Raw genomic sequence first — 23,190 nt, 5'->3', positions numbered from 1 at the left:
GATACAAGTTCTTATATACGAACGACGATGGCATGTGGAGGCGGCGCCGACGGCCCCGCCAGGCAGCCCGGCGGAGGCCGGTGACAGTCTTCGCCGCTTGCCGTCAGCCGGTCGCGGACCGGTTGACGATCGCGGACCGGTTGACGATCGCCCGGTTCACGCCGGGGACGGTCCTTCACCGTTCGTCGCTCAGGTCCCCGGCGACGTCGGCTGTTAACGACGACGGACGGATCGTCCGCCGCGCGACGACGAGCTCCCAAGGAGACTTCATGCACGAGTTAGGCGGTCCGGTGCGAGCGGCGGCGACAGAGGCGCCGACGACCAATCAGCTGGCTCGGGTTCATCCGGGCCGTCCGACGACCCGTGGGAAAGATCATGTATCCGGACTGGACCCTTCGGTGCCGGCTCCGGCGGGCGTCGGGCCTCGTCCCGAGGCCGGCGCGGAAGACGGCAGTGCGGTCACCGCGGGGAAAGGCGACTCCGACCCCGGAAAGATGCGCAAGGTCGCCTTAGCCAGCCTGATCGGCACCGTGATCGAGTTCTATGACTTCGGCATCTACGCGACCGCAGCCGCGCTGGTGTTCGCCGACGCGTTCTTCCCGGTGCTCGGTGACCATTCCGGGACTGTCGTGTCCTTCGCGACCCTCGGTGTCGCGTTCGCGTTCCGCCCCCTGGGCTCGATCTTCTTCGGTCACTTCGGTGACCGGCTCGGGCGGAAGCGGATTCTGCTCACCACGATGTCGGTGATGGGGGTGGCGACCGTACTGATCGGCCTGCTGCCCACCGCGGCGAGTATCGGCGTGGTGGCCCCCATCGCGCTCGTGGTGCTCCGCATCGCGCAGGGATTCGCCGCGGGCGGTGAATGGGCGGGTGCGGCGCTGTTCACCTCTGAGCACTCACCGCCGGACCGCCGCGGTTTCTGGGCCATGTTCACGAACCTGGGCGGTGCGATCGCCAACATCCTCGCGCTGACAACGTTCCTCGCCGCGGCTGTCTTTATGAGCGACGAGACCTTCGTCGACTGGGGATGGCGCATCCCGTTCCTGCTGAGCATCCTGCTGATCGGCGTGGGCGTCTACGTGCGGTTGCGGATCGAGGAGACCCCTGTCTTCGCAAGCGAGACGAACCGCGGCCGTGGTCCCGGGAGGCTGCCGTTCAGGGAGGCGGTCGTCAACCAGTGGAAGGAGCTCCTGCTCGGTGCCGGCTCGCTGGTGATGGCGTTCTCCCTGGGCTACATCGGGATCGCGTACCTCGCCAACTACGGGACCGGGACGCTGGATCTGACCCGGCGCGAGGTGCTCCTGGCCGGAATCGTCGGCAACTGCGTCAACGGCCTGGCGATCATCTCGGGTGGGATCCTGTCTGACCGGTTCGGACGCCGGCGGGTCCTGCTCGTGGCCAACACCCTGGGAATCCCGTGGGCGCTCGCACTGTTCCCCGTACTGGACACGGGCACGCTCACCGCATTCTGGATCAGCATGGCCGTGACCTTCCTGATCGCAGGCCACGGTTTCGGTGTCGCCGGTGCGTTCCTGGCCGAGCTGTTCCACACCAGCTACCGCTACACCGCGGCGGGGCTCGCCTACAGCCTGGCGGGCGTCCTCGGCGGAGCCATCCCACCCCTGGTCGCTGCGAGCATCATCGACTCCGCTGGCGGATTCGTGTTCGGAATGCTCTTGGCCGGCTACTGCCTGGTGGGTCTCATCTGCACAGTGATGGTGCGGGAGACCTCCGATCGTGACCTTGCCGAGACTCCCGGGCCGACGGAGGTGACATCGTGACGCTGAAGATCACTGCGGTCTCTGTCGGTCGCGTTTTCGGGCTGCACAAGCCCTCGTTCACCTACCTGCGGGGGTGGGGCGAGACCCTCGACATCCCGTTGATCATGTTCGTGATCGAGGGCGGCCGCTTCCCCGTGGTCGTCGACACCGGCGCCGACCTCAGCCGCGCCTGGGAACACCACCGCATCAGGATGGAGCAGACCCCCGAGGAACAACCGGAAGCCGCGCTGCGCGCGCTGGGTGTCGACCCGCGGGAGGTGGGGCTTGTCGTCAACACTCACCTGCACTGGGATCACTGTTCGAACAACGACCTGTTTCCGAACGCCCGGATCGTCCTGCAGAAGCGCGAGATCGACTTCGCCCGCAGGCCCGTGGCGTGGCACCGCCGCCAGTTCGAGGACCTGCCGGACCTGACCGCGGCGTGGTTGCGGGCCGAGGACCGGATTGACGCGCTCGATGGGGACGCCGAGGTGGCTCCAGGAGTGTCGGTGGTCTCCCTGCCCGGGCACACGCCTGGCTCGCAGGGGGTCCTGGTCGAAGCCGGATCGCGCCGATACCTCCTCGCGGGTGACTGCGTCGATCTGTACGAGAACTGGGAAGGCGACGCCGAGGCCGACCGCATTCCGTCCGGCTTTTTCACCGACCTCGTCGCCTACGAGGAGAGCCTACGGCGAATCGAGAACCTGGGCTGCGAGGTGATCCCGAGTCACGACCCGCTCGTGGTCGAGCGGAGGGTCTTCAGCTGACCGCGACCCGCAAGCCTCTGATCGCCGATGGGCTCAGCGGCTCGCACGCCATGCCCACCGTGTACTCGGAGTGCGTTGTGAAGATCACCTGACGGTACCCGGCCGCTGATGCCGAACGGCCCGCAGAGACATGAATCCGCAGGGACATCAGGACGACTACCGCCGGCATGCCGATCGCATGGCCCGCGGCAGGGTGGAGAGAGGGTGCGTCGATGAGCAACGTGATCCCGTCATGGGGGCGCGATGTCGCGGACGAGCAGGTGGGCGGTTTTTCGTACCGTATGTACGAGCCGCGAGCACGACGCTTGGACTCCCTGCTGGAACAGGCCGAGCGCTGGACCGGCAGGGCGCACATCATCCAGGGCGATGCGCGGCTCGACCACGGCGATCTCGGGAAGGCGGCGCGACTCAAGGCTGCGCAGCTCGCGCAGCACGGAGTCGGCCGGGGAGACCGGGTCGCGCTACTGGGCTGGAACAGCGCGGACTGGGTGGTCAACCTCTGGGCCAGCTGGTGGCTCGGGGCTGTCCCGGTCCTGGTCAACGCCTGGTGGAGCACCCGGGAGATGGAGCACGCCTTCGAGTTGCTCACACCCGCCGCCGTGCTCGTCGACCGCCGCTTGGCCGGAAAGGTGCCCGCGGGTAGCCCCGTGGCGCCGTGGCCGACTGCCGATGTAGCAGAGGGGCCGCTGCCCGCGCGGGTCGAGAGCGACGACGAGAACGAGCCAGCTCTTATCCTCTTCACCTCCGGCAGCACCGGCTTCCCCAAGGCGGTCGTCCTCTCTCACCGCTCGATCATCTCCGGACTGCACGGTCTGCTGCGCATCACCAGAAGGCTGCCGCAGGAGCTGGAGGGTGCCCCGTCCAGCGTCGCCCTGCACACCGGGCCGTTGTTCCACATCGGCGGCGTGCAGACTCTCGTGCGTGGCGTCGTGGTCGGCGAGACCCTGGTGTTCCCGGAGGGCAAGTACGACCCGTTCCAGGCGATGGCGCTTATCGAGGAGCACCGCGTCACCCGTTGGAGCGCCGTGCCCACCATGGTCAGCCGGCTGCTTGACGCCCAGGCACAGCGCCCGGTGGATCTGAGCAGTCTCCGGTCGCTGACACTGGGCGGCGCGCCCGCGCATCCCAGCCTGTACCAGCGGATCCGCGACGAACTGCCGTCCGTCCAGGCGCGGGTCGCCACCGGCTACGGCCTTACTGAGAACGGCGGGCAGGCCACCGCGGCCAGCGGGCGTGACACCCGAGACCGGCCGGGCTGCTGCGGCCTGCCACTGCCCACCGTCGAGATCGCCTTCGGCAACCCGTCCGCGGACGGGACGGGCGAGGTGCTGCTGCGCGCTGCATCACAGATGCTTGGCTACTACGGAGAGCAGTCCAGCCCCATCGACGCCGATGGATGGCTGCACACCGGCGATCTGGGCCACCTCGACGAGGACGGCTATCTCTGGGTCACCGGCCGCAGCAAGGATCTGATCCTGCGCGGCGGCGAGAACATCGCGCCGCTGTCGGTTGAGCGCGCCCTCGTGGGCGTCCCTGGCGTTCTTGACGCGGCGGTGGTCGGAGTGGCACACCCTGACCTGGGGGAGGAAGTCGCCGCCGTTGTGGTGGTCGATGAGGCCACGGCCCTCCGGCCGGACCTCGAGGAGTACATCATCTCGATCCTGCGCGCGGAGCTGGCCTCGTTCGCGATCCCGAGCCAGTGGCGCTTCCAAACCGAGGAGCTGCCAGTGCTCGGTTCGGAGAAGATCGACAAGAAAGCGCTCTCGACGCAGCTCTCGGCGCAGACCGCCGCACGGATCTCGGCCGCCCGGTAGGCGGGACGAAACCGAAAGACGCGGTCCTCGGCAGGCGGCGGTCCCGCCGAGGACGCCACGCCACACGCCGTGCTGCGCGGTGACGCGCGGCACTACCGGGAGTGAGAAGACGGAATGCCGCGTTCAGCGCTCGTGATCGGTGGCACCGGCCCGACCGGACCGGGGGTGGTGCAGGGGCTGCTGGAACGCGGATTCGACGTCACCATCCTGCACGGTGGTCAGCACGAGGTGCCCCTGCCCGCGGAGGTTCGGCACATCCACTGCGATCCGCACTGGATGGAGACTCTCTCCGCCGGTCTGGGCCGGGCCGAGTTCGACCTCGTGGTGGCCCAGTACGGCCGGCTCGCGGTCACCACCGAGGTGCTGGCCCGCCGAACGAGCCAGCTCATTGCCATCGGGGGAGCACACGGGTCCCTCGCGTACGCCGCCGACCCGCGCTGGGGGCCGCTGGGCATACCCGCGCTGCCTTCTGAGGACGTCGAGCACCTGGAACGGGACCCGGCGCGGGGTACGCTCGCGGTGCGTATGGCCGCCGCTGAGCAGGCCCTGTTCGACGGCCACGATGCGGGCGCGTTCGCGGCGACCCTGCTGGCCTATCCGGTTGTCTACGGCCCGCGGCAGGTTGCGCCCCATGAATGGTGCATTGTGCGGCGGATCCTCGAGGGCAGGCGGCGCATCATCATCGCGGATGGCGGTGTTCGCCTGGAGAGCCGTCTGCACACCGCGCACGCGGTGCATGCCGTGCTGCTGGCGGTGGATCGCCCGGCGGCCGCGTCGGGGCGGAAGTTCGTCGTCACCGACGACAACGTGTTCTCGATGCGCCAGCGCATCGAGTTCGTCGCCGCCCGCCTCGGGACGGAGGTGGAACTGGTCGATCTGCCGTATGCGCTGGCGACCCCGTGCCATCCTTACTGGCGTCACGGGCCCGACCATCGCCTGCGCGGCAACGGCCGCATCCGGGCCGAGCTGGGCTATACCGACACCACCTCGGCGGCCGACGCCCTCGGGACGACGGTCGACTGGCTGGTGGAAAATCAGCCCGTGCCCGGCGGACCGGAGGAGTCGCGGCTCGGGGACCGTTTCGACTACCCCCACGAGGACGATCTCATCCAACGCTGGGCCGTGGTGCGCCGTGACTGGTCCGACGACGCCGCCCCGTTCCAGGCGACCCACGCTTACCGCCACCCACGCCATCCCGGCGAGACGTGGCGCCCTGCCGGCACGGCGACGTCCTAGCCGCACCACGACGGCCGGGCAGTCCCACCCGAGATCCGCGGGGGGCGGGGGACTGCACGATCGTTGCCGGTGCGGCGTCTGGCGTGCCCGGGGCACGGCACACTCCGGTTGCTGGTCCGCACGGGAAGGACCGTGGCGCGGGAGTCCTGCTGCGGCACGCGCCGGGGTGGGCGGTGGGAGCTGTGTGCCCACCGCCCACCCGTGCCATGCGGGACCCGCCGTGGCTCAGGTTCCGGCGATGGTCGCGACGTCGAGGACGAAGCGGTAGCGGACATCGCCGGCGGTGAGCCGGTCGTAGACCTCGTCGAGCGCCTTCGCCGGGATGACCTCGACCTGCGCCTGGATGCCGTTCGCCGCGCAGAAGTCGAGCATCTCCTGCGTCTGCGGCATGCCGCCGCTCATCGACCCGGCCAACGTGCGACGGTTGGTCAGCAGGGTGTAGGGATCGATGCGCAACGGCTCGTCGGGCACGCCGAGGTTGACGAGCGTGCCGTCCAGATCGAGCAGGTCGAGATGTGCGGAGAGGTTGTAGTTTGTGGGAACGGTCGACACGATCAGGTCGAAGGAGTCCTTCAGCGCGTCCAGGTCACCGGCGGTCCGGTAGTCGTCCGCGCCGAGACGCTCCGCGTCGCCGCGGCGGTCCTCGTTGAGTTCCAGGACCGTGGTGTGTGCGCCGAGCGCGTGGGAGATCTGGACTCCGATGTGCCCGAGCCCGCCGAACCCCAGGATGCCCACCCGCCTGCCGGGACCCGCTCCCCAGCGCCGCAGTGGCTGGTACATGGTGATGCCCGCGCAGAGCAGGGGAGCCGCGGCGTCCAGCGGCAGCGCGTCTGGGATGCGGGCGACGAAGCGCTGGTCAACGACCACGAGCTCGCTGTAGCCGCCCAGCGTGGTGGCCCCGTCGCGGCCCACCCCGTTGTAGGTCAGTACCTTGCCGCGGCGGCAGTAGGACTCCTGCCCGGCCTGGCAGGCAGGGCATTCGCGGCACGAGTCGACCAGGCAGCCGACGCCGACACGCTCGCCGACAGCGAGACCGCGAACCTCGGAGCCCACTTTTCGGACGACGCCGGCGATCTCATGACCGGGCACGATCGGATAGCGGGTGTGCCCGAACTCCGCGCGGGCGTGGTGGACGTCGGTGTGGCAGACACCGGCGTAGACGATGCCGATCAGCACGTCGTGCGGGCCGACGTCGCGGCGTTCGACGGTGACGGTGGCGAACGGAGCCGTGGGGCCGGCCATGGCCCGGGCTTTGGTGGTGATCACGCCTTGCTACCTTTCGAAGGTTCGCCGGGTCCGGGATGTCAGCTGATGAGCGACTGGTACTCGAGGTACTCCTCGATCCCGTACCGGCCCATCTCCCGGCCGATGCCCGACAGCTTGAGGCCACCGTGCGGGGCACGCATGTCGATGGGAGCGCCGTTGATGCGGACACGTCCGGTGCGCATGCGCCGCGCCACGTCGCGCGCCCGCGCCGGGTCGGCCGCCCAGACCGCGCCGGCGAGCCCGTAGTCGGAGTCGTTGGCGATGGCGACGGCCTCGTCGGTGTCGTCGAACGGGATGAGGATGACGACCGGGCCAAAGATCTCCTCCCGGGCAAGCCGACTGTGGTTGTCACCGGTGAAGACGGTCGGCCGCACGTAGTAGCCCCGGTCGAGGTGCTCCGGTGCCTCCGGACCGCCCGCGACCAGCCGCAGTCCTTCGTCGAGGCCGATCTGGATGTACCGGCGGACCCGGTCCCTCTGCACGTCGGAGACCACCGGGCCGAGCGTTGTCGCCTCGTCCGTAGGGTCACCGATCACGTAGCTTCCCGCCTTTGCCGCCGCAAGCTCCTCGGCCTCGGCGAGGCGGTTGCGGGGAACCAGCATGCGCGAGAGCCCGCCGCAGACCTGGCCGGAGTTGCGGAAGGCGTCCGCGAGGCCGTCGACGACGGCCTTCGCCAGATCGGCGTCCTCCAGAATGATGTTGGCGGACTTGCCACCGAGCTCGAGGGCGACCCGCTTGACCGACCGCGAGGCGAGCTCCATGACCCGGCTACCGGCGCGCACCGAGCCGGTGAGCGAGACGATGTCGACGAGCGGATGGGTCACGAGGGCTTCGCCGATCTCCGGCCCCGTCCCGCTGACCAGGTTGAACACGCCGTCGGGCAGGCCCGCCTCGGCGGCGGCCTCGGCGAACAGGAACGAGCTCAGCGGAGCGACCTCGGTGCCCTTGAGCACCATGGTGCAGCCCGCGGCGATGGCGGCGCCGGCCTTCAGCGCGATCATCCGCAAGGGCCCGTTCCACGGGGTGATCGCGCCCGCCACACCTGCGGGGATGCGGCGCACGATGGTGTCGCCGAACCGCTCCTCCCACTCGACGTCCCGCAGGCTCGCCGCGGCTATGCGCAGGTCGTTGATGGGGGCGGCGGCCTGTGAGCGGCGGGCGATCGTGATCGGCGTCCCGACCTCGCTGACGATGGTGCGTGCCACCTCCTCCGCCTTCGCGTCGAGGACATCGGCGATGCGGGTGAGCACGGCGACGCGGTCGTCGACCGTTGACCGGGACCAGGATTCGAAAGCCCGCGCGGCTGCCTGGGCCGCCCGGTCGACGTCGTCGACATGGCCGCGGGGAACGGTGGCGAGTGGTTCCTCGGTTGCCGGGTTGACGACAGTCAGCGTCCCGGCGCCTACGGAGTCGACCCACTTGCCGTCGATGAAGATCGTTTCTTGCTCGATCACGACTGTCTCCCTTGCGCGAGCACCGTCGAGGACGCAGCGTCACGGGGCCGATGGTCGCATATGTGAACTACATTTCTTATTGGCGAATCGGGACGGTACCGCCAGCTGATAGCCGGGTCAATGTGTGCGGCAGCCGGCTGGGGGCTTGTGGGAGGTCTCGGCGAGGTCTGTCCGTCGATCGGAGGCCACGTTGTCGACGGCTGCATGGTGGGCGCACGTGTAAGTGGAGGCTGCGTGCCCGTTGACAGGGCTAGCTCGTCGACCTACCTTTCTGCCAATCGTTAGTGCGATCTCAAGGTCGTATATACGACCTTACGGCGTGGAGATCTCTGCACCCGTCGACCGCCGGATCCGTCGTACGCCTGTGGCGCCGCTCGTGCCCTGGGCGGCGGGACCCCGCGACTGCAGTGCCTGTTCTTGCGCCCACCCGATCCACGAGACCGGCCGTCGACTTCGAGGAAAGTCGATGCGCCCCTGGGTGCAGTCATGGTCACCCAGGGTGTCAGGCCGTTGTGACCCGCGTGAAAAGGAGCCGGAAATGTCCATCAGGCGAGAGTTATCGGCATTTCGCTTACGAAGGTCGCCGAGGGCCTGGCTGGCCCTACTCGCCGTCACCCTCGTCGGATCCGTCGGATCCGTCGGCGCCGGCTGCGCCGGTTCGGACTCCTCCGAGAGCAACGCCCCGGACGGAGCGCTGAAGATCCGGATCATCTCGACCTCGCCGACCTTCACGGACCTGCCCATGGTGGTGATCCTCGCTCAGGACTACTTCGCGAAGGTTGGCCTCGACGCCGATGTCGAGTTTGGTGCCAGCAATGCGTCGCTGATCACCCAGACCGTGATCTCCGGCGACGCCGACGTCGGCTCCTCAGGGGCGGGCTCGCTCTACAACGCCTACGCGGAGGGCGCGACCCAGCTCGTCAGCCTCGGATCGAGCAACCCCAGCATCACGTTCGGCCTGGCCCTGAACCAGAAGACCCTCACCACGCTGGCCGAGCGCGGGGTGACGCCCCGATCGCCGGTGCGGGATCGGGTCCAGGCACTGCGGGGACTCAACCTCACCACGTCGCCACAGGGTTCCACCGGAAACGCCTACCTGCGCATCATGCTCAGCGAGTACGGCCTCGACCCGGACCGCGACGTGACGATCATCCCCAACAACGACGGCACGGCCCAGATCGCGACCACTCGTCAGGGGCGGGCCGACGGCGTCGCCCAGTCGTTCCCCCGAGCCAACTTCCCCGAGGCGGAGGGCTGGGGCGGGCTGTGGCTGAACTGGTCGGTCGACCTTCCCTCCCTGCTGCCGCTGGCGGCCCATGACTACTACACCTCCCGCTCCTGGCTGGAAAGCCACCGTGAGGAGGCGACGCGGGTCATGCAGGCCCTGTGGCTTGCCCAGCGCGACCTGCAGAACCCCAGTGACGAGCTGCGAGAAGAGGTTCGCGCGCTTCCGGAGTTCAGGGAGCTGAACGAAGACGCCTTCGACGCGGGATGGGAGCTCGCCGTCGGGGCCTACAAGGGCGCGACACCGCTGACGACCGAGGAGATGTTCGAGCATCAGGTCGAGCTCGTGAACTACAACCGCGACTCGCCTATCACCTTTGGTTTCGACGACATCTACGACCTGAGCGCCGCGGAAGCCGCGCGACCGTGACGAGGAGGCGATGATGCCGAAGGAAACGGTGACCGGGCGGGCAGCCCCGGTGGCCCCGGTGGGGACCGCGGTCGCGGAGCGGGCACCGGAGTTCTCCTTCCGGAACGTCAGCCGCCGCTTCCGTTCCGGTGACGGTGAGTTCGTCGCGCTCGACTCGGTCGATCTCGAGATCGAAAGCGGCTCGTTCGTCTGTTTTATCGGGCCGAGCGGGTGCGGCAAGACCACGTTGCTGAACATGTCGGCCGGGCTGCTGCCGCCGAGCGAGGGGACCGTGCTGTTCCGCGGCCAGCCGCTGACGAAGGTCAACACGGGGGTCGGGTTCATCACCCAGCACGACAACCTCCTGCCGTGGCGGACCCTGGAGAAGAACGTCGGGATCGCGCTCGAGATCGAGCGGGTGCCCCGCAGGGAGCGCCGCCGGCGTGTGGCCGAGGTCATCGAACTGGTAGGCCTCAAAGGTTTCGCCCAGCGGTATCCGTCGCAACTTTCGGGCGGTATGCAGAAACGCGCGTCGCTTGCACGTGGACTGGTGTACAATCCTTCGACGCTGCTGATGGACGAACCTTTCGGGGCGCTCGACGCACAGTTGCGGTTCACGATGCAGAAAGAACTGCTGCGTATCTGGGAACGAGACCGGAAGACCATCATCTTCGTGACACACGACCTGGACGAAGCGATTCTTCTTGCTGACCGAGTCGTTGTGTTCGGAACCCGTCCCGGGCGGGTCGTCCATGTGGAGGACGTGCCGCTGGAGCGGCCCCGGGACCTCGCCGAGCTCAGGCTCAGCTCGGAGTACGCGGAGCTCTGGGACCGGCTGTGGAAGCTGTTGGACGACTCGTCGCGTGCCGTGGAGGAATCGTGAACCCGACGCCGTTGTCCGCGACGGCCGGAGTGCAGAGCGACTCCGCCGCCAGCGTCATGGCCACGGCCGGAACGCCGACCGCGGGCGTGGCCCGACGTTCACGCCGCCAGATCGGCTCCAGGCAGCTGATCGTCCACATCTGCCGGATCGTGCTGCCGGTCGCATTGCTGGTGGCCTGGGAGACCGCTGCCGGGGACCCGTCGACCGAATCGGGTGTCCTGATCGACAGCTTCTACGTCAGCAAGCCGTCCGAGATCTGGCAGGCGCTGCTCGACTGGGTCGACGAGGGCGTGCTGTGGGAGAGCATCCAGGCGACCATGGTCGCGACGGCCTACGGATTCGCGGTCGGTGCGGCACTCGGCATTCTCGTCGGCATCGTGCTGGGCAGCAGCCCGATGCTCGGTGAGATCTTCCAACCGTTCATCGTCGCGCTCAACGCGGTGCCGCGGCTGGCGCTCGTGCCACTGTTCATCCTGTGGTTCGGGTTCGGCCTGGGGTCGAAGGTCGCCCTCGTCAGCGTCATCGTCTTCTTCCTCGTCTTCTACAGCACTTATGAGGGCGTGCGCGATGTCGAGCAGCGGCTCATCGACGTGCTCAAGGTGATGAACGCGTCCAGGCTGACGGTGCAGCTGAAGGTCAGGATCCCCTCGGCCGCGACCTGGATCATCCAGGGTCTCCGTGTCTCGGTGCCCTACGCGCTGGTCGCGGCGGTCACTGCCGAGATCATCGGGGCCAACACCGGTATCGGCTACCTGATCCAGCGGTCGGCGGGCAACTTCTTCACCGCCGGTGTCTTCGCGGGCATCGCCGTGCTGGTGGTTGTTTCCACCGTCATCAACGCGCTGGTCACGCTGGTGGAGAAGCGCCTGTTGCGCTGGAAGCCGAGGAACCTGACCAACGCCGGCGCTCCGTGACCGATCCGGTTGACTCCGGCCCGCTGACCGGGACCCGCGTCCTGGAGATCGCGGGCCGGGGTCCCGGCCCCTTCGCGGGCATGCTTCTGGCGGACATGGGCGCCGAGGTCCTGCGGATCGACCGGCCGGATCCGCCCGCCCGGCCGCAGGCACCTGACCACCGCCTTGAGCTGTACAACCGCGGGCGGCGCTCTGCGGTGGTGGACCTCAAACACGAACGTGGGCCGGAGGTGGTGCTGCGTCTCGTCGAACGGGCAGACGTGATCTACGAGGGGAACCGACCCGGGGTCGCCGAACGCCTCGGTATCGGGCCGGACGAATGTTTACGACGCAACCCGGGAATCGTCTACGGCCGCGCCACCGGCTGGGGCCAGAGCGGGCCACTCGCCCATAAGGCCGGCCACGACGTCAACTACATCGCCCTCGCCGGCGCGCTGGACCCGATCGGGACGGCGGGCGGCCCGCCCGTGATCCCGCTCAATCTCCTCGGTGACTACGCGGGTGGCGGCATGATGCTGGCCTTCGGCCTCGTGTGTGCCCTGCTGGAGGCCCGTGGTTCCGGCCGGGGGCAGGTGGTGGACGCGGCGATGGTGGACGGGGCGTCGCTGCTGATGACCCTCGTGCACGGACGCCGACTGATGGGCACGTGGAACGACGCGCGCGGTTCGAACTACGTCGACTCCGGCGCGCCGTTCTACAACGTGTACGAGACCAGCGACCAGCGGCACGTCGCGATCGGCGCGATCGAACCGAAGTTCCAGCGGGCGCTGTTCGACGCTCTGGGCGTCGATCTCACCGGCATCACCATGCCGGTCTCGACACTCGACCGCACCGACTGGCCCGAGCTGCGCCGCCGCCTCGAAGCGGTGTTCGCGACCCGGACACGCGACGAGTGGACCGAGATCCTCGCCCATGTCGACGGGTGCTTCTCGCCGGTCCTGGGCGTCGGCGAGGTCGCGGGCCATCCCCACAGCCAGGCACGGGACGGCTTTGTGGAGCTCAACGGCATTCCCCAGCCTGCTCCCGCACCCCGGTTCGGGCGGACGCGCCCCACACTGCGCACCTCTCCTCCGGCGCACGGAGAGCACACGCTGGAAGCGTTGTCCGACTGGGGTTTCTCGACCGACGAACTGCGGAGCCTGTGTCACGAAGGCACAATCCGTCAGATGTGAGCAGAGGGGCCCACATCCCCATGCCGAACGGGCCGCAGCCCGGCGATGCGGTCGTAGCGCATGGGGATCCCGGTGGGCAGACGCACGCCACTCAGGTCGTCGCCATGGCCGTCGAGGTGGCCGATCAGGGCACGTAGGACGTTGCCGTGCGCCACGACCAGGACGGTGCGGCCGGCGTGCAGGTCTGTGGTGATCTCCGACTCCCAGTACGGGCGGAGCCGATCGAGGACATCAGCGATCGACTCGGCCCGGGGCACGGGTACGCCCAGTTCTCGGTAGCGCGCGTCGTTCTCCTGCCCGTACACGCTGCCCGGGGAGATCGGCGGCGGTGTGCCGTGAAGGGAACGGCGCCAACGCGCGAGCAGGTCCGCGCCGTACTCGGCGCGGACCTGCTCGCGATTGCGGCCCTGCAGCGCGCCATAGTGGCGCTCGTTGAGCCGCCAGCTGCGCTGTACGGGGATCCAGTGCCGCTCGGCGGCGTCGAGCGCGAGGTCCGCCGTGGCGATGGCGCGACGCAGCAGCGACGTGTGAACGACGTCGGGGAGCACCGAGGTCTCCCGGAGGAGCTCGCCGCACCGGCGGGCCTCGATCCGGCCGCGGGCTGACAGCGGCACATCGACCCAGCCGGCGAAGCGGTCTGTGGCGTTCCAGGTGCTTTCCCCGTGCCGCAGGAGCAACAGGATGCCTGGCTCGGTCACCGGCGGGTTCCTCCGGTGTGCGTGGCAGGGGAGGCCGGTCACCCGGTCACCGGGGCGACGACCAGGAGCGGTCTCAGCTGAGGTGTCCGCCTTTGCGAAGGACCTCCTCCGCGATACGGAAAGCCTCACCCGCTGCGGGCAGGCCGCAGTAGACAGCTGTCTGCAGGAGGATCTCCTGGATTTCCGCGACCGTGCAGCCGTTGGCCATCGCGCCCTCGATGTGGTGCGCGAGCTGTGCCGGCCGGTTCAAGGCGGTGAGCATCGCGACGTTGATGATGCTGCGCTGCCGGCGGTCGATGCCGTCGCGGCTCCAGACCCGACCGAAGCAGACCTCTTCGGAATAGTCCTGGATCACCTCGTTAAACGAGTTGCGCTTCTTGTCCTTTGTCGCTACGTAGTCGGCCCCCATGAGCTCGCTCAGGATGCGCCGGCCGGTCTCCTTGGCGTCCACGCGGTTCTCCTCCTGCATCGGTTGGTTCCTTCAGCTCGTGCGGCCCGCCGTTCAGCCGAGGTCGAGGACCGCCTGTACCTCGTCGGCCGAGAGTGTGATCTCCACGCCCGCACGTTCGTTCTGCAGCAGCAGCGGTACCTGCGAGTCGCGACCGCCCCATCCGCGTTCGAGCGCCTCCGCGAAGTCCTCCTGCACGAGCCGGGCGCTGCGCATCGGGACGTCGAACTCGTCCGCCAGCTCGATCGCCAGCCGGAGGTCCTTGTTGGCCAGTGCCAGGGCGAAGGAGGGCGGGTCGAAGGCTGACTGCAGGTAGCGGTCGCTGATCCGGTCGAAGGTGCGGGACCGGCCGATCGCGCCCTGGCGCATGGCATGCCAGAGAGCCGCCGGCTCGACGCCAGCCTTCACCCCCATCGTGAAGACCTCGGCGATCGCCGAACGGATCATCATGCTGGCACAGTTGTGCACCAGCTTCGCGGTGTTGCCAGCGCCGATCTCGCCGACGAGGAGCACCTGGTCGCCGATGGCGTCGAGCACCGTGCGGTGGCGCTGGAAGGCGTCCTTGTCGCCGCCGACGTAGATCGCGAGTTTTCCCGACCGGGCACCCCTGGGACCGCCGCTGACCGGCGCGTCGAACAGTTCGATCTCTCGCTTGCGGCAGGCGGCATGCACCTCGCGGACGACGGTCGGGGAGTTGGTGGTGAGGTCGAACCAGACCGCGCCTGGCCGCAGGGCACCCAGCAGTCCGTCCGGGCCGAGGCCGACCTCCTGCATCTCCTGAGGCCCGGGCAGGGATGTGAAGACCATGTCGACCGAGCGCGCGAGGTCGCTCACCGTGTCTGCCCAGGTTGCGCCGGCGGCTTCGTGCTCCGCCGCGCTCTCCCGGTGGAGGTCGTGGACGACCAGGTCGTACTGTGCCGCGCGCAGATTGAGCGCCATCCCCGAGCCCATCCCGCCGAGCCCGATGAAACCCACCCTCATGTGCAGATGTCCTTTCGTCGCAGTACGAACAGCGGAGGCGTCCTCACCAGGTGCGACCGCCCCAGGCATCTCCAGCAGGTAAGTCGCCGTAACGAAGATGTCTCTATATACGAACTAAAGATTGTATCTGCGGACTGACGGTAGGGTTGCGTCTCGGAGGTGTCAACCGTCGGGTCGTCCGGAGTGGCAGGTCCGGAGGGTGGGACCTGGCGTGGTGTGGCTGTGCGTGATGGGCGGCGGGAGGCGCTGGCGGCCGTTGACAGTCATTTCCGCCACTTCTAGCATCGTGCTGTAAATACGGACGCAGATTCGTAAATACGAACGAAGCGTGCGATGTGAGCACGGCGTGGCGTCGGAGCTCAGCGCGCCGAGCGGCTCACCGCGGCGCGTCCGGACTGCTGTGCGATCCGCGACGGTCGCAGCCAAGTGATCACGGAGGCCCTGGATGACCGCGCTTGAAGGCGTGAAGGTGATCTGCGTCGGGCAGTTCTACTTTGCCCCCTACTGCACGATGTTGATGGCGCGCCTGGGCGCGGACGTCATCAAGATTGAGGCCCCGACGGGGGATCCGTACCGGCGACTGCCCACCGTCGACGATGACGGCTACCCGATCCAGTTCCGATTCCTCAACTCCGGCAAGCGCAACATCCGTCTCGATCTCAGGAACCCTGCCGGGCAGGAGGTGCTCCGGGGCCTCGTCCGGAACGCCGACGTCCTCGTCCAGAACCTGTCGCCGGGGGCGATGGACCGCTTTGGCCTCGGCTACAAGCAGCTCAGCGCGGTGAACCCCGCGTTGATCATGGCCTCAGGTACGGGTTTCGGGTCCTTTGGACCGTACGCGGGGCAGCCGGCGATGGACCTCACGATCCAGGCCCGCAGCGCGATCATGAGCACCACGGGTTTCGCCGATGGGGCGCCGGTTCGCACCGGTCCGTCCGTCGTGGACTTCGTCGGAGGCACCCACATGATCGCGGGCGTGCTCGCCGCGTTGTACCAGCGCACCCGCACCGGCCGTGGCCAGCACGTCGAGGTCGCCCTGCAGGACGCCATCATCCCGTCGTTGACCTCCAACATCGCCGGGCTGCTGAGCAGCGCGACCGAGAGCCACGAGCGCACCGGTAACCGGCATGGCGGGATGGCCGTGACCCCCTACAACGCCTACGAGACCAGGGACGGCTGGATCGCCGTGCTGTGCCCGACCGAGGCGCACTGGCGGCGGCTGTGCGGGCTGATGCACGACCCCGCGACCGATGACCCGCGCTTCGCGGACATGTCGAGCCGCTGCGCGCACATCGACGACGTCGACGCCATCGTCGGGCGCTGGACGAAGACCCGTTCCAAGGCCGAGCTGGCGCAACTGCTCGTGGAGGCGCGGATTCCCTCCGCGCCCATCGTCACGCTGCCGGAGCTGCTCGAGGACCCACACGTGCGTGAACGTGGTGTGCTCCGTCGGGTGACCGACGAGCGCGGATCGTTCATGACGCTGGGCAGCCCGCTGCTCCTGTCCGACTCGCCGATGGTGGAGCCGCGGCGGGCGCGCGATCTGGGCGCCGACACGGACGAGGTCCTGACCGACGAACTGGGCATGTCGCCCGCCGACATCGCCAAGCTGCGCGAGGCCGGGGTCATCTGAGCGGAGAGCGAGGCGAGATCGATGGCGACCGAGGACACGACGACGTTCGTCCTGTTACACGGAGGGCGACACGGCGGCTGGTGCTGGAGTCCGGTGGCGCGGCGGCTGCGTGCCGCGCATTACGAGGTGCACACGCCGACACTGACCGGGCTCGGTGACCGCGCCCACCTCCTCAGCCGGGAGATCGGCCTGGACACCCATGTGCGCGACCTCGTTGCGGCATGCGAGTTCGAGGATGTGCGTAACGCGGTGCTGGTCGCGCACAGCTATGGCGGCATGGTCGTCGCCGGGGCGATGGAGCATCTGGCCGACCGCATCCGCTGCCTCGTCCTGCTCGACGCGCATATCCCGCGTACGGGGGAGTCGATGCTCGACCTGATCGGCGCCGCCCGCGCCGCCGAACTGGTCGGCCTGGCGAACAGCCGCGGCGAGGGCTGGTATATCCCCCCTGTCGGCGCGGCCTACTACGGCGTCACCGATCCCGAGGCCGCGGCCTGGCTCGAGATCCGGATGACAGCGCAGCCTCTGAAAACCTACCGAGATCCGGTCGGGTCGACGGACCGCGCTTGGGATCACCCGAGCCTGTTCGTCGAGTGCGTCCCGTCCGCGCTCGCACCACAGACGCTGGCGCGCGCCCGGGAGCGGAGCGCGGCCGACCCACGGTTCCACTACCGGGTGCTGGAAACGTCGCATAACGCGATGGTGACCGATCCCGAGGCGGTCACGGCATTGCTGCTCGAAGCCACAGCGCTGCCTGCTCCTGCCCACAGCTCTGTCGGCGAATCCCGATCATCCGTCTCGGCCGGGCAACTATCTGCGTAAGGAGAATGCGTGGACACTTCTGTTTCCGCCGCGGCGGACACGGTCGGCTCGTTCACCGCGCCGGCGGCCGGGACCCGCCTGGAGCCGGCCGGCGGGGTCGTCGCCGTCGAGGAGGCGCCGACCCGCCGGATCGAGGGCTTCGCCGCAGCGGACGGTGTTTGGGCGACGGCGGTCCCGTTCCCGAGTCCCCTCGCCTACTCGTACTCCTACGCGGTGCGGACGGCCGGCGGGGTCGTCGTGGTGGACCTAGGGTGGGATTCGGACGAGGGGTGGAGCGCCTTCCAGACCGGCCTCTCCCGGGCCGGCCACGGTCTTGACGAGATCATCGGAGTGGTCGTTACCCATGCACATCCCGACCACTACGGGCTTGCGCGCCGGATCCGTGAGCACACCTCGGCCTGGATAGCCGCGCATCCGGGTGAACGGGCGCAGATTCGGGTCGGGGACGCGGAGCGGCGCGGGCGGGTTACGGAGATCACTGAGTGGCTGGCCTACTGTGGCACTCCACCCGCGCGGCTGCGGGAAGTCGAATCGGAGTTGGCTGCGCTCGAGGCCGTCCTGCCGGACGTCGAGGCTGACGTGGATCTTGTTGACGGAGCCCCGGTGCCAGGCACCGACGGTGCGCTGGTCGCGATCCACACCCCCGGACACACCACCGGGCATCTGTGCTTCCAGGAGCGCGAACGCGGCCTGGTGTTCACCGGCGACCATGTGCTGCCCAAGGTGACCCCGAACGTCGGTCGACGTCCTGGGTCGACCGACGATCCGTTGCATGACTTCCTGGTTTCGCTGCGGCGCCTTCATGATCTGCCGGATTCCTCGCTGGCGCTGCCCGGACACGAGTGGTCGTTCGACCGCCTCTCCCATCGCCTCGCCGTGCTCGAGGCACACCACCGGTCGCGGCTGGACGAGATCGAGCAGGTGGTGCACGACGGGGCCGCGACCGTATGGGAGGTATCCCGCTCCGTGCGGTGGGCACGGCCGTTCGACTCGTTCACCCCCAGGTCGCTCCGCTCTGCTCTCGCCGAGACCTACTCCCACCTGGTCCGTCTGTCGGAGCAGGGCCGCCTTGACCGTCGGCTCGGTTGCCCGGAGCGGTGGACGGCTGACGGCGCTGACCGGGCGGCCGGCGACTGACGCCGCGCGGGGGGACACCGGCAGTGTCAGCGGCGCGGGTCCTTATGCCCGGGCCGCGGCGTGCTGCCAACGGCCCCGGCCCTGCCGCTTGGCGGTGTACATGGCCGTGTCCGCGGCGCGGACTAGCTGCTCGGCGTCGGCGATGCCGGCCCCGGTCATCGCGATGCCCACGCTTGCGGTGACCGAGATACGGCGACGTCCCATCGTCAAGTCGAGACTCCTGACAATGCGGTCGGCGATCGCCTCCACCGCACCGCTGGACGTCACGTTCCGGCACAGGACGCCGAACTCGTCGCCAGAGAGCCGGGCCACCATGTCCCCGGGCCTGACACTGCGCCGGAGGCGCTCGGCGACCTTGCACAGCAGGTCATCGCCAGCCTGATGGCCCAGTGTGTCGTTGATCCGCTTGAAGCCGTCGAGATCGACGAAAAGGAAGCCGGCATGACCCCGCCCGCTCCCGGCCTCTGCGAGCGCGTGTTCGAGCTGCTCGAACAGCGCCGTCCTGTTCGGCAGGTCCGTGAGCGCGTCATGGAGGGCCCGGTGACGCGCGTGGGCGGCCTCGATCCGCTCCCTTTCGGCTGCCTGCGCCGAGCGTGCCGCACCGGCGATCTGGTTGGCTACGAGACTCAGGAATGTCCGATACTCGGTGTTCACCGGGAGCCGGTCACTGATGCCCAGGATGACGAGCCCGGCAGCGTCAGGGTCGCCTCCCACCGACAGCGGCACGACCATCGCGGCGGTCGATGGCGGAGGCTCGTCACCCACCTGCGTCAGGGCGAGACACCGCAGCAGGCCGTCAACGATCTGCGGCCGCACGGCGGCGATCGAGTCCTGCAGCGCCGACGGTTCTGTCTGCGGGCCGGCGCCAGAGCCGAGTGTGCACGGGGTGCCGGGGAGAGCCGCGACGCCGGTCGACGCCGTGACCCCGAGAGCCGGCCTGCTGCCCGGGGCACCGAGCACGACCAGGCAGTACGGGATGTCAGACGTGAAACGACTGAGCACGTCGACGGCCCGCGTGAACACCTTCTCCCGCGTATAGGTATAGAGCCCGGAGGTGGCGCCGGCCAGCTTGTGCAGGCATTCGAGGCGCCGCGTAGCCAGTACCTGATCGGTGGTTTCCTGCAGCGTCGCGAGTACGCCCTCCACATCGCCATCAGGGAGCCGCCGGATTGGACTGTACGAAAACGTGAAGTAACAATCCTCGAGATAGCCGTAGCGATGGAGCTTCGACGGCCAGTTCTTGGCCCACGTCGCGCCGCCACCGGACATGACCTGCTCAAGCATGGGGAGAAGGCGGTCGGCGGCCTCGGGAAAGATCTCGCGGAACGGCCGCCCGATGCAGCCGGGATGCTTCCGGCCGATCATCGGTACCACCGCGTCGTTGTGGATCTCGATGAGGTCCGGCCCCCAGAGGATCTCCAGCGGGAACCGCGACTCGAGGCAGATGCTCACTGCCGCGCAGAGAGATCTGCTCCAGCCGCGGACCGGACCGAGCGCGGTATCGGACCAGTCCATACGCATCATCAGGCGGCCGGTCTCCCCACCGGAGGCGAACACGCAATCCATGATTCCCTGGCGGCTCGCGTTGTCATGGCCAGGGCTACCGGCGTTCGAGATGTCAGGGCCTGGCGCGCCGATCTCCTACTCGCCTCCTCGCGCCGATCTCCCTCTCGCCTCCTGATGAGAATCCCTCAGGAGTTCTCCGTGATGCCCCGAAAGTCGATCATTAAACCTGGTGTGCACCCCTGCGGTCCTTCGGGCAGGCGGATCGGTGCGGTCTGCGATCAGGCACCGGCGAGGCCGTTCGCCGTGCGCACGATGTTCACCATCCCTCGCATGATCTCGGTCAGGCCGTAGTCCTTGGGGGTGAACACCGCCGCGACACCGAGCGCGGCCAGCCTGTCCGCGTCGGCAGGCGGGATGATGCCACCCACCACCACTGGTACGTCCCCGAGCCCCGCGGCCCGCAACCCGTCCAGCACCTCGGGCACCAGGTTCATGTGCGAACCCGACAGCACCGACAGCCCCACGAGGTGGACGTCCTCCTCCACCGCCGCGGCCACGATCTGCGCCGGCGTCAGCCGGATCCCCTGGTAGACCACCTCGAAGCCGACATCACGGGCCCGCACCGCGATCTGCTCCGCACCGTTGGAATGCCCGTCCAGCCCCGGCTTGCCGACCAGCAGCCGCAGCCGCCGCCCCAGCTCCTCACCGGTCCGGGTGACAAGCCCACGCACCTCGGCCAGCCCCTCACCAGCCCCGGACGTCGCCGCCCCCGAAACGCCGGTCGGCGCCCGGTACTCACCGAACACCTCCCGCAGCACACCCGCCCACTCCCCGGTCGTCACCCCCGCCCGCGCGCAGGCCAGCGTCGCCGGCATCAGGTTGACGTCGGTTTTCGCCGCCTCCCGCAGCCCCAGCAGCGCCTCGTCGACCACGCCGGCGTCCCGGCCGGCCCGCCACGCGGCGACCTGCTCGCGGGTGGCCTGCTCACCAGCCGGGTCGATGACCTGCACGGCCGTGTCCAGGTCCGCGAGCAGCGGGTTCGGCTCGGTCTCGGTGAACCGGTTCACCCCGACGACGACGTCGTCACCGGACTCGATGCGCGCCCGCCGGGTCGCCTGCGAGGCGACGAGCTGCGACTTCATGTAGCCGCTCTCCACCGCCGCGATCGCACCGCCCATCGCCTGGACCCGGTCGATCTCCTCGGTCGCGGCCGCGACCAGCTCATCCACCCGGCCGTTCACGACCACCGAACCCTCGAACAGGTCCGGGTACTCCAGCAGGTCCGTCTCATACGCCAGGATCTGCTGGATCCGCAGCGACCACTGCTGATCCCACGGCCGCGGCAGGCCCAGTGCCTCGTTCCACGCCGGCAGCTGCAACGCCCGGCAGCGGGCGTCCTTCGACAGGGTGACCCCGAGCGCCTCCAGCACGATCCGGATCACGTTGTTCTCCGGCTGCGCCTCGGTCAGCCCCAGCGAGTTGACCTGCACGCCGTAGCGGAACCGGCGGTGCCGCGGGTCCGTGACGCCGTAGCGGGTCTTCAGCAGGTCGTCCCACAGCGCGACGAACGCGCGCATCTTGCACAGCTCCTCGACGAACCGCACCCCGGCGTTCACGAAGAACGACATCCGGGCGCACACCTCACCCATCCGCTCCTGCGGGACCTGCCCGGAGGCGACGACGGCGTCGAGCACGGCGATGACGGTGCACAGCGAGTAGGCCAGCTCCTGCACCGGCGTCGCGCCGGCCTCCTGCAGGTGGTAGCTGCAGATGTTGATCGGGTTCCAGCGCGGGATCTCGGTCACCGTGTAGGCGACCAGGTCGGTGATCAGCCGCAGCGACGGGCCGGGCGGGAACACATAGGTCCCGCGCGACAGGTACTCCTTGATGATGTCGTTCTGCGTCGTACCGGTCAGCTCCGCCGGCGCAGCGCCCTGCTCCTCCGCGGCCACCTGGTAGAGCGCGAGCAGCCACATCGCGGTCGCGTTGATGGTCATGGACGTGTTCATCCTGCCGAGCGGGATCTGGTCGAACAGCGCCCTCATGTCACCCAGATGCGCGATCGGGACGCCGACCTTCCCGACCTCACCCCGCGCCAGCACATGATCGGGGTCGTATCCGGTCTGGGTCGGCAGATCGAAGGCCACCGACAGACCCGTCTGCCCCTTCGCGAGATTGCGCCGATACAGCGCGTTGCTCTCGGCCGGGCTCGAATGGCCCGCGTAGGTCCGGATGATCCACGGCCGATCCCGCTTGTGCTTTTCGGTCCTGGTCGGGTCGGTCTCGGGGGCCCGGCTGGTGGATGCGTCCCCCATGTCAGTCGGCGTTCTGGGGTACCGGCCGGCCGGGCTGGTCGCCCCCGCGTGCCTCACCGTAGGCCCGCTTGGGCACCAGGACCTTGCGCTGATAGACGCAAACCAGGGCGCCGTGCTGGTTGTAGCCGCGCGTCTCCACGGTCACCACTCCGCGGTCGTCTCGGCTCTTCGACTCCCTTTTCTCCAACAGAGTCGACTCGCCGTAGATGGTGTCGCCGTGGAAGACCGGGGCGAGGTGTCGCAGCGACTGGACCTCGAGGTTCGCGATGGCCCTGCCCGAGACATCGGGCACGGACATGCCGAGGAGTAGGGAGTATACGTAGTTCCCGACGACCACATTGCGCTTGAACTGGGTTGTCCGCTGGGCGTAGTTGGCGTCGAGGTGCAGAGGATGATGATTCATTGTGAGCTGGCAGAAGAGATGGTTGTCGTACTCGGTGACCGTCTTTCCCGGCCAGTGTCGGTAGACGGCGCCGACCTCGAACTCCTCGTAATAGCGCCCGAACTGCATCTGTGCCTCCAGTCATGCAAAGTGGACCGTTTCAGGTGAAGGTGGGGCCATTCTCCGCGCGGTCGGTGTGGCGATGCTGATCGTCGCCGCGGTTCGTCGGCTCCGGGGTGGCCACCGCACACAGCCCACCCCGCATGTCACGCGTGCACGGGAGGACGTTACCGGGGCCTGATATGCGAACGATAGTTTATATATACGAACTCAAATTTATACGTGTGGGTCGCGAGGCCTGTCAAGGCT

At 68.6% G+C, this 23,190-nt stretch carries 19 protein-coding genes; 11 read left to right on the top strand and 8 right to left on the bottom strand.

Annotated features, from left to right (window positions below):
* Nucleotides 1-398: 398 nt before the first annotated feature.
* From ACG83_RS20970 to ACG83_RS20955, 4 genes are all read left to right on the top strand, one after another.
* Nucleotides 399-1,781, top strand: coding sequence for an MFS transporter (locus ACG83_RS20970; protein WP_235498057.1), 1,383 nt, complete (start codon nucleotides 399-401; stop codon nucleotides 1,779-1,781).
* Nucleotides 1,778-2,527 carry an N-acyl homoserine lactonase family protein gene (locus tag ACG83_RS20965; RefSeq protein ID WP_054567852.1) on the top strand — a complete coding sequence of 250 codons (750 nt, stop codon included), beginning with the start codon at nucleotides 1,778-1,780 and terminating at the stop codon, nucleotides 2,525-2,527. Before ACG83_RS20970 ends, ACG83_RS20965 begins: the two co-directional genes overlap by 4 nt.
* Nucleotides 2,528-2,739: 212 nt before the next feature.
* Entirely contained in the window at nucleotides 2,740-4,341 is a 1,602-nt protein-coding gene (locus tag ACG83_RS20960; RefSeq protein WP_054567851.1) for a class I adenylate-forming enzyme family protein, read from the top strand.
* Nucleotides 4,342-4,455: 114 nt separating this feature from the next.
* A complete protein-coding gene (locus ACG83_RS20955) occupies nucleotides 4,456-5,577 on the top strand; it encodes a hypothetical protein (RefSeq protein ID WP_054567850.1) in 1,122 nt (373 codons plus the stop codon).
* 225 nt (nucleotides 5,578-5,802) lie between these two features.
* Here the strand turns inward: ACG83_RS20955 and ACG83_RS20950 are convergent, their stop codons facing one another.
* Both ACG83_RS20950 and ACG83_RS20945 read right to left on the bottom strand, forming a co-directional pair.
* Entirely contained in the window at nucleotides 5,803-6,843 is a 1,041-nt protein-coding gene (locus ACG83_RS20950; RefSeq protein WP_054567849.1) for an NAD(P)-dependent alcohol dehydrogenase, read from the bottom strand.
* 38 nt (nucleotides 6,844-6,881) lie between these two features.
* Nucleotides 6,882-8,297: an aldehyde dehydrogenase family protein gene (locus ACG83_RS20945; RefSeq protein ID WP_054567848.1), complete on the bottom strand. Its 1,416-nt coding sequence runs from the start codon at nucleotides 8,295-8,297 to the stop codon at nucleotides 6,882-6,884.
* A 538-nt stretch (nucleotides 8,298-8,835) separates the two neighbouring features.
* On the opposite strand from ACG83_RS20945, the gene ACG83_RS20940 reads away from it, so the two are divergent.
* The 4 genes from ACG83_RS20940 to ACG83_RS20925 are packed head-to-tail and all read left to right on the top strand — an operon-like array spanning nucleotide 8,836 to nucleotide 12,899.
* A complete protein-coding gene (locus ACG83_RS20940; RefSeq protein ID WP_054567847.1) occupies nucleotides 8,836-9,951 on the top strand; it encodes an ABC transporter substrate-binding protein in 1,116 nt (371 codons plus the stop codon).
* 13 nt (nucleotides 9,952-9,964) lie between these two features.
* Entirely contained in the window at nucleotides 9,965-10,813 is an 849-nt protein-coding gene (locus ACG83_RS20935) for an ABC transporter ATP-binding protein (protein ID WP_054567986.1), read from the top strand.
* On the top strand, nucleotides 10,810-11,727 hold the full coding sequence (locus ACG83_RS20930) for an ABC transporter permease (protein WP_083473412.1): 918 nt from the start codon (nucleotides 10,810-10,812) through the stop codon (nucleotides 11,725-11,727). Before ACG83_RS20935 ends, ACG83_RS20930 begins: the two co-directional genes overlap by 4 nt.
* On the top strand, nucleotides 11,724-12,899 hold the full coding sequence (locus ACG83_RS20925) for a CaiB/BaiF CoA-transferase family protein (protein ID WP_054567846.1): 1,176 nt from the start codon (nucleotides 11,724-11,726) through the stop codon (nucleotides 12,897-12,899). Before ACG83_RS20930 ends, ACG83_RS20925 begins: the two co-directional genes overlap by 4 nt.
* Here the strand turns inward: ACG83_RS20925 and ACG83_RS20920 are convergent.
* From ACG83_RS20920 to ACG83_RS20910, 3 genes are all read right to left on the bottom strand, one after another.
* A complete protein-coding gene (locus ACG83_RS20920) occupies nucleotides 12,890-13,597 on the bottom strand; it encodes a 2,3-bisphosphoglycerate-dependent phosphoglycerate mutase (protein WP_054567845.1) in 708 nt (235 codons plus the stop codon). The genes ACG83_RS20925 and ACG83_RS20920 overlap by 10 nt on opposite strands.
* Before the next feature lie 73 nt (nucleotides 13,598-13,670).
* Nucleotides 13,671-14,066: a carboxymuconolactone decarboxylase family protein gene (locus tag ACG83_RS20915; RefSeq protein ID WP_054567844.1), complete on the bottom strand. Its 396-nt coding sequence runs from the start codon at nucleotides 14,064-14,066 to the stop codon at nucleotides 13,671-13,673.
* Nucleotides 14,067-14,099: 33 nt separating this feature from the next.
* Nucleotides 14,100-15,026 (bottom strand): NAD(P)-dependent oxidoreductase, encoded by a 927-nt coding sequence (locus ACG83_RS20910; protein ID WP_054567843.1) that lies wholly within the window; start codon nucleotides 15,024-15,026, stop codon nucleotides 14,100-14,102.
* A gap of 445 nt (nucleotides 15,027-15,471) precedes the next feature.
* On the opposite strand from ACG83_RS20910, the gene ACG83_RS20905 reads away from it, so the two are divergent.
* From ACG83_RS20905 to ACG83_RS20895, 3 genes are read left to right on the top strand one after another with little or no spacing between them, the layout of a single operon-like run.
* On the top strand, nucleotides 15,472-16,659 hold the full coding sequence (locus tag ACG83_RS20905) for a CaiB/BaiF CoA-transferase family protein (RefSeq protein ID WP_054567842.1): 1,188 nt from the start codon (nucleotides 15,472-15,474) through the stop codon (nucleotides 16,657-16,659).
* Nucleotides 16,660-16,680: 21 nt separating this feature from the next.
* Entirely contained in the window at nucleotides 16,681-17,481 is an 801-nt protein-coding gene (locus tag ACG83_RS20900; RefSeq protein WP_063793140.1) for an alpha/beta fold hydrolase, read from the top strand.
* 9 nt (nucleotides 17,482-17,490) lie between these two features.
* Complete coding sequence (locus ACG83_RS20895) at nucleotides 17,491-18,618, top strand: MBL fold metallo-hydrolase (RefSeq protein WP_235498056.1); 1,128 nt, start codon at nucleotides 17,491-17,493, stop codon at nucleotides 18,616-18,618.
* Nucleotides 18,619-18,660: 42 nt separating this feature from the next.
* Here the strand turns inward: ACG83_RS20895 and ACG83_RS20890 are convergent, their stop codons facing one another.
* The 3 genes from ACG83_RS20890 to ACG83_RS20880 form a co-directional block, all read right to left on the bottom strand.
* Nucleotides 18,661-20,133 (bottom strand): sensor domain-containing diguanylate cyclase, encoded by a 1,473-nt coding sequence (locus tag ACG83_RS20890; protein ID WP_235498055.1) that lies wholly within the window; start codon nucleotides 20,131-20,133, stop codon nucleotides 18,661-18,663.
* Nucleotides 20,134-20,402: 269 nt separating this feature from the next.
* A complete protein-coding gene (locus tag ACG83_RS20885; protein ID WP_054567840.1) occupies nucleotides 20,403-22,439 on the bottom strand; it encodes a protein meaA in 2,037 nt (678 codons plus the stop codon).
* 1 nt (nucleotide 22,440) lies between these two features.
* Complete coding sequence (locus tag ACG83_RS20880) at nucleotides 22,441-22,950, bottom strand: MaoC family dehydratase (RefSeq protein ID WP_054567839.1); 510 nt, start codon at nucleotides 22,948-22,950, stop codon at nucleotides 22,441-22,443.
* Between the last annotated feature and the right edge of the window lie 240 nt (nucleotides 22,951-23,190).

The sequence above is a fragment of the Frankia sp. R43 genome (genome assembly GCF_001306465.1).
In the GTDB taxonomy this organism is placed as follows: domain Bacteria; phylum Actinomycetota; class Actinomycetes; order Frankiales; family Frankiaceae; genus Parafrankia; species Parafrankia irregularis.
The sequence above is the reverse complement of the archived record's forward strand: the minus strand, read 5'-3'. Positions and strand labels throughout refer to the sequence as shown.

Coding starts and splice junctions, on each gene's coding strand:
- ACG83_RS20960 (WP_054567851.1), top strand. CDS start 2,740: ATGAGCAACGTGATCCCGTCATGGGGGCGCGATGTCGCGGACGAGCAG.
- ACG83_RS20935 (WP_054567986.1), top strand. CDS start 9,965: ATGCCGAAGGAAACGGTGACCGGGCGGGCAGCCCCGGTGGCCCCGGTG.
- ACG83_RS20905 (WP_054567842.1), top strand. CDS start 15,472: ATGACCGCGCTTGAAGGCGTGAAGGTGATCTGCGTCGGGCAGTTCTAC.
- ACG83_RS20900 (WP_063793140.1), top strand. CDS start 16,681: ATGGCGACCGAGGACACGACGACGTTCGTCCTGTTACACGGAGGGCGA.
- ACG83_RS20885 (WP_054567840.1), bottom strand. CDS start 22,439: ATGGGGGACGCATCCACCAGCCGGGCCCCCGAGACCGACCCGACCAGG.
- ACG83_RS20880 (WP_054567839.1), bottom strand. CDS start 22,950: ATGCAGTTCGGGCGCTATTACGAGGAGTTCGAGGTCGGCGCCGTCTAC.
- ACG83_RS20890 (WP_235498055.1), bottom strand. CDS start 20,133: ATGGACTGGTCCGATACCGCGCTCGGTCCGGTCCGCGGCTGGAGCAGA.
- ACG83_RS20955 (WP_054567850.1), top strand. CDS start 4,456: ATGCCGCGTTCAGCGCTCGTGATCGGTGGCACCGGCCCGACCGGACCG.
- ACG83_RS20940 (WP_054567847.1), top strand. CDS start 8,836: ATGTCCATCAGGCGAGAGTTATCGGCATTTCGCTTACGAAGGTCGCCG.
- ACG83_RS20910 (WP_054567843.1), bottom strand. CDS start 15,026: ATGAGGGTGGGTTTCATCGGGCTCGGCGGGATGGGCTCGGGGATGGCG.
- ACG83_RS20915 (WP_054567844.1), bottom strand. CDS start 14,066: ATGCAGGAGGAGAACCGCGTGGACGCCAAGGAGACCGGCCGGCGCATC.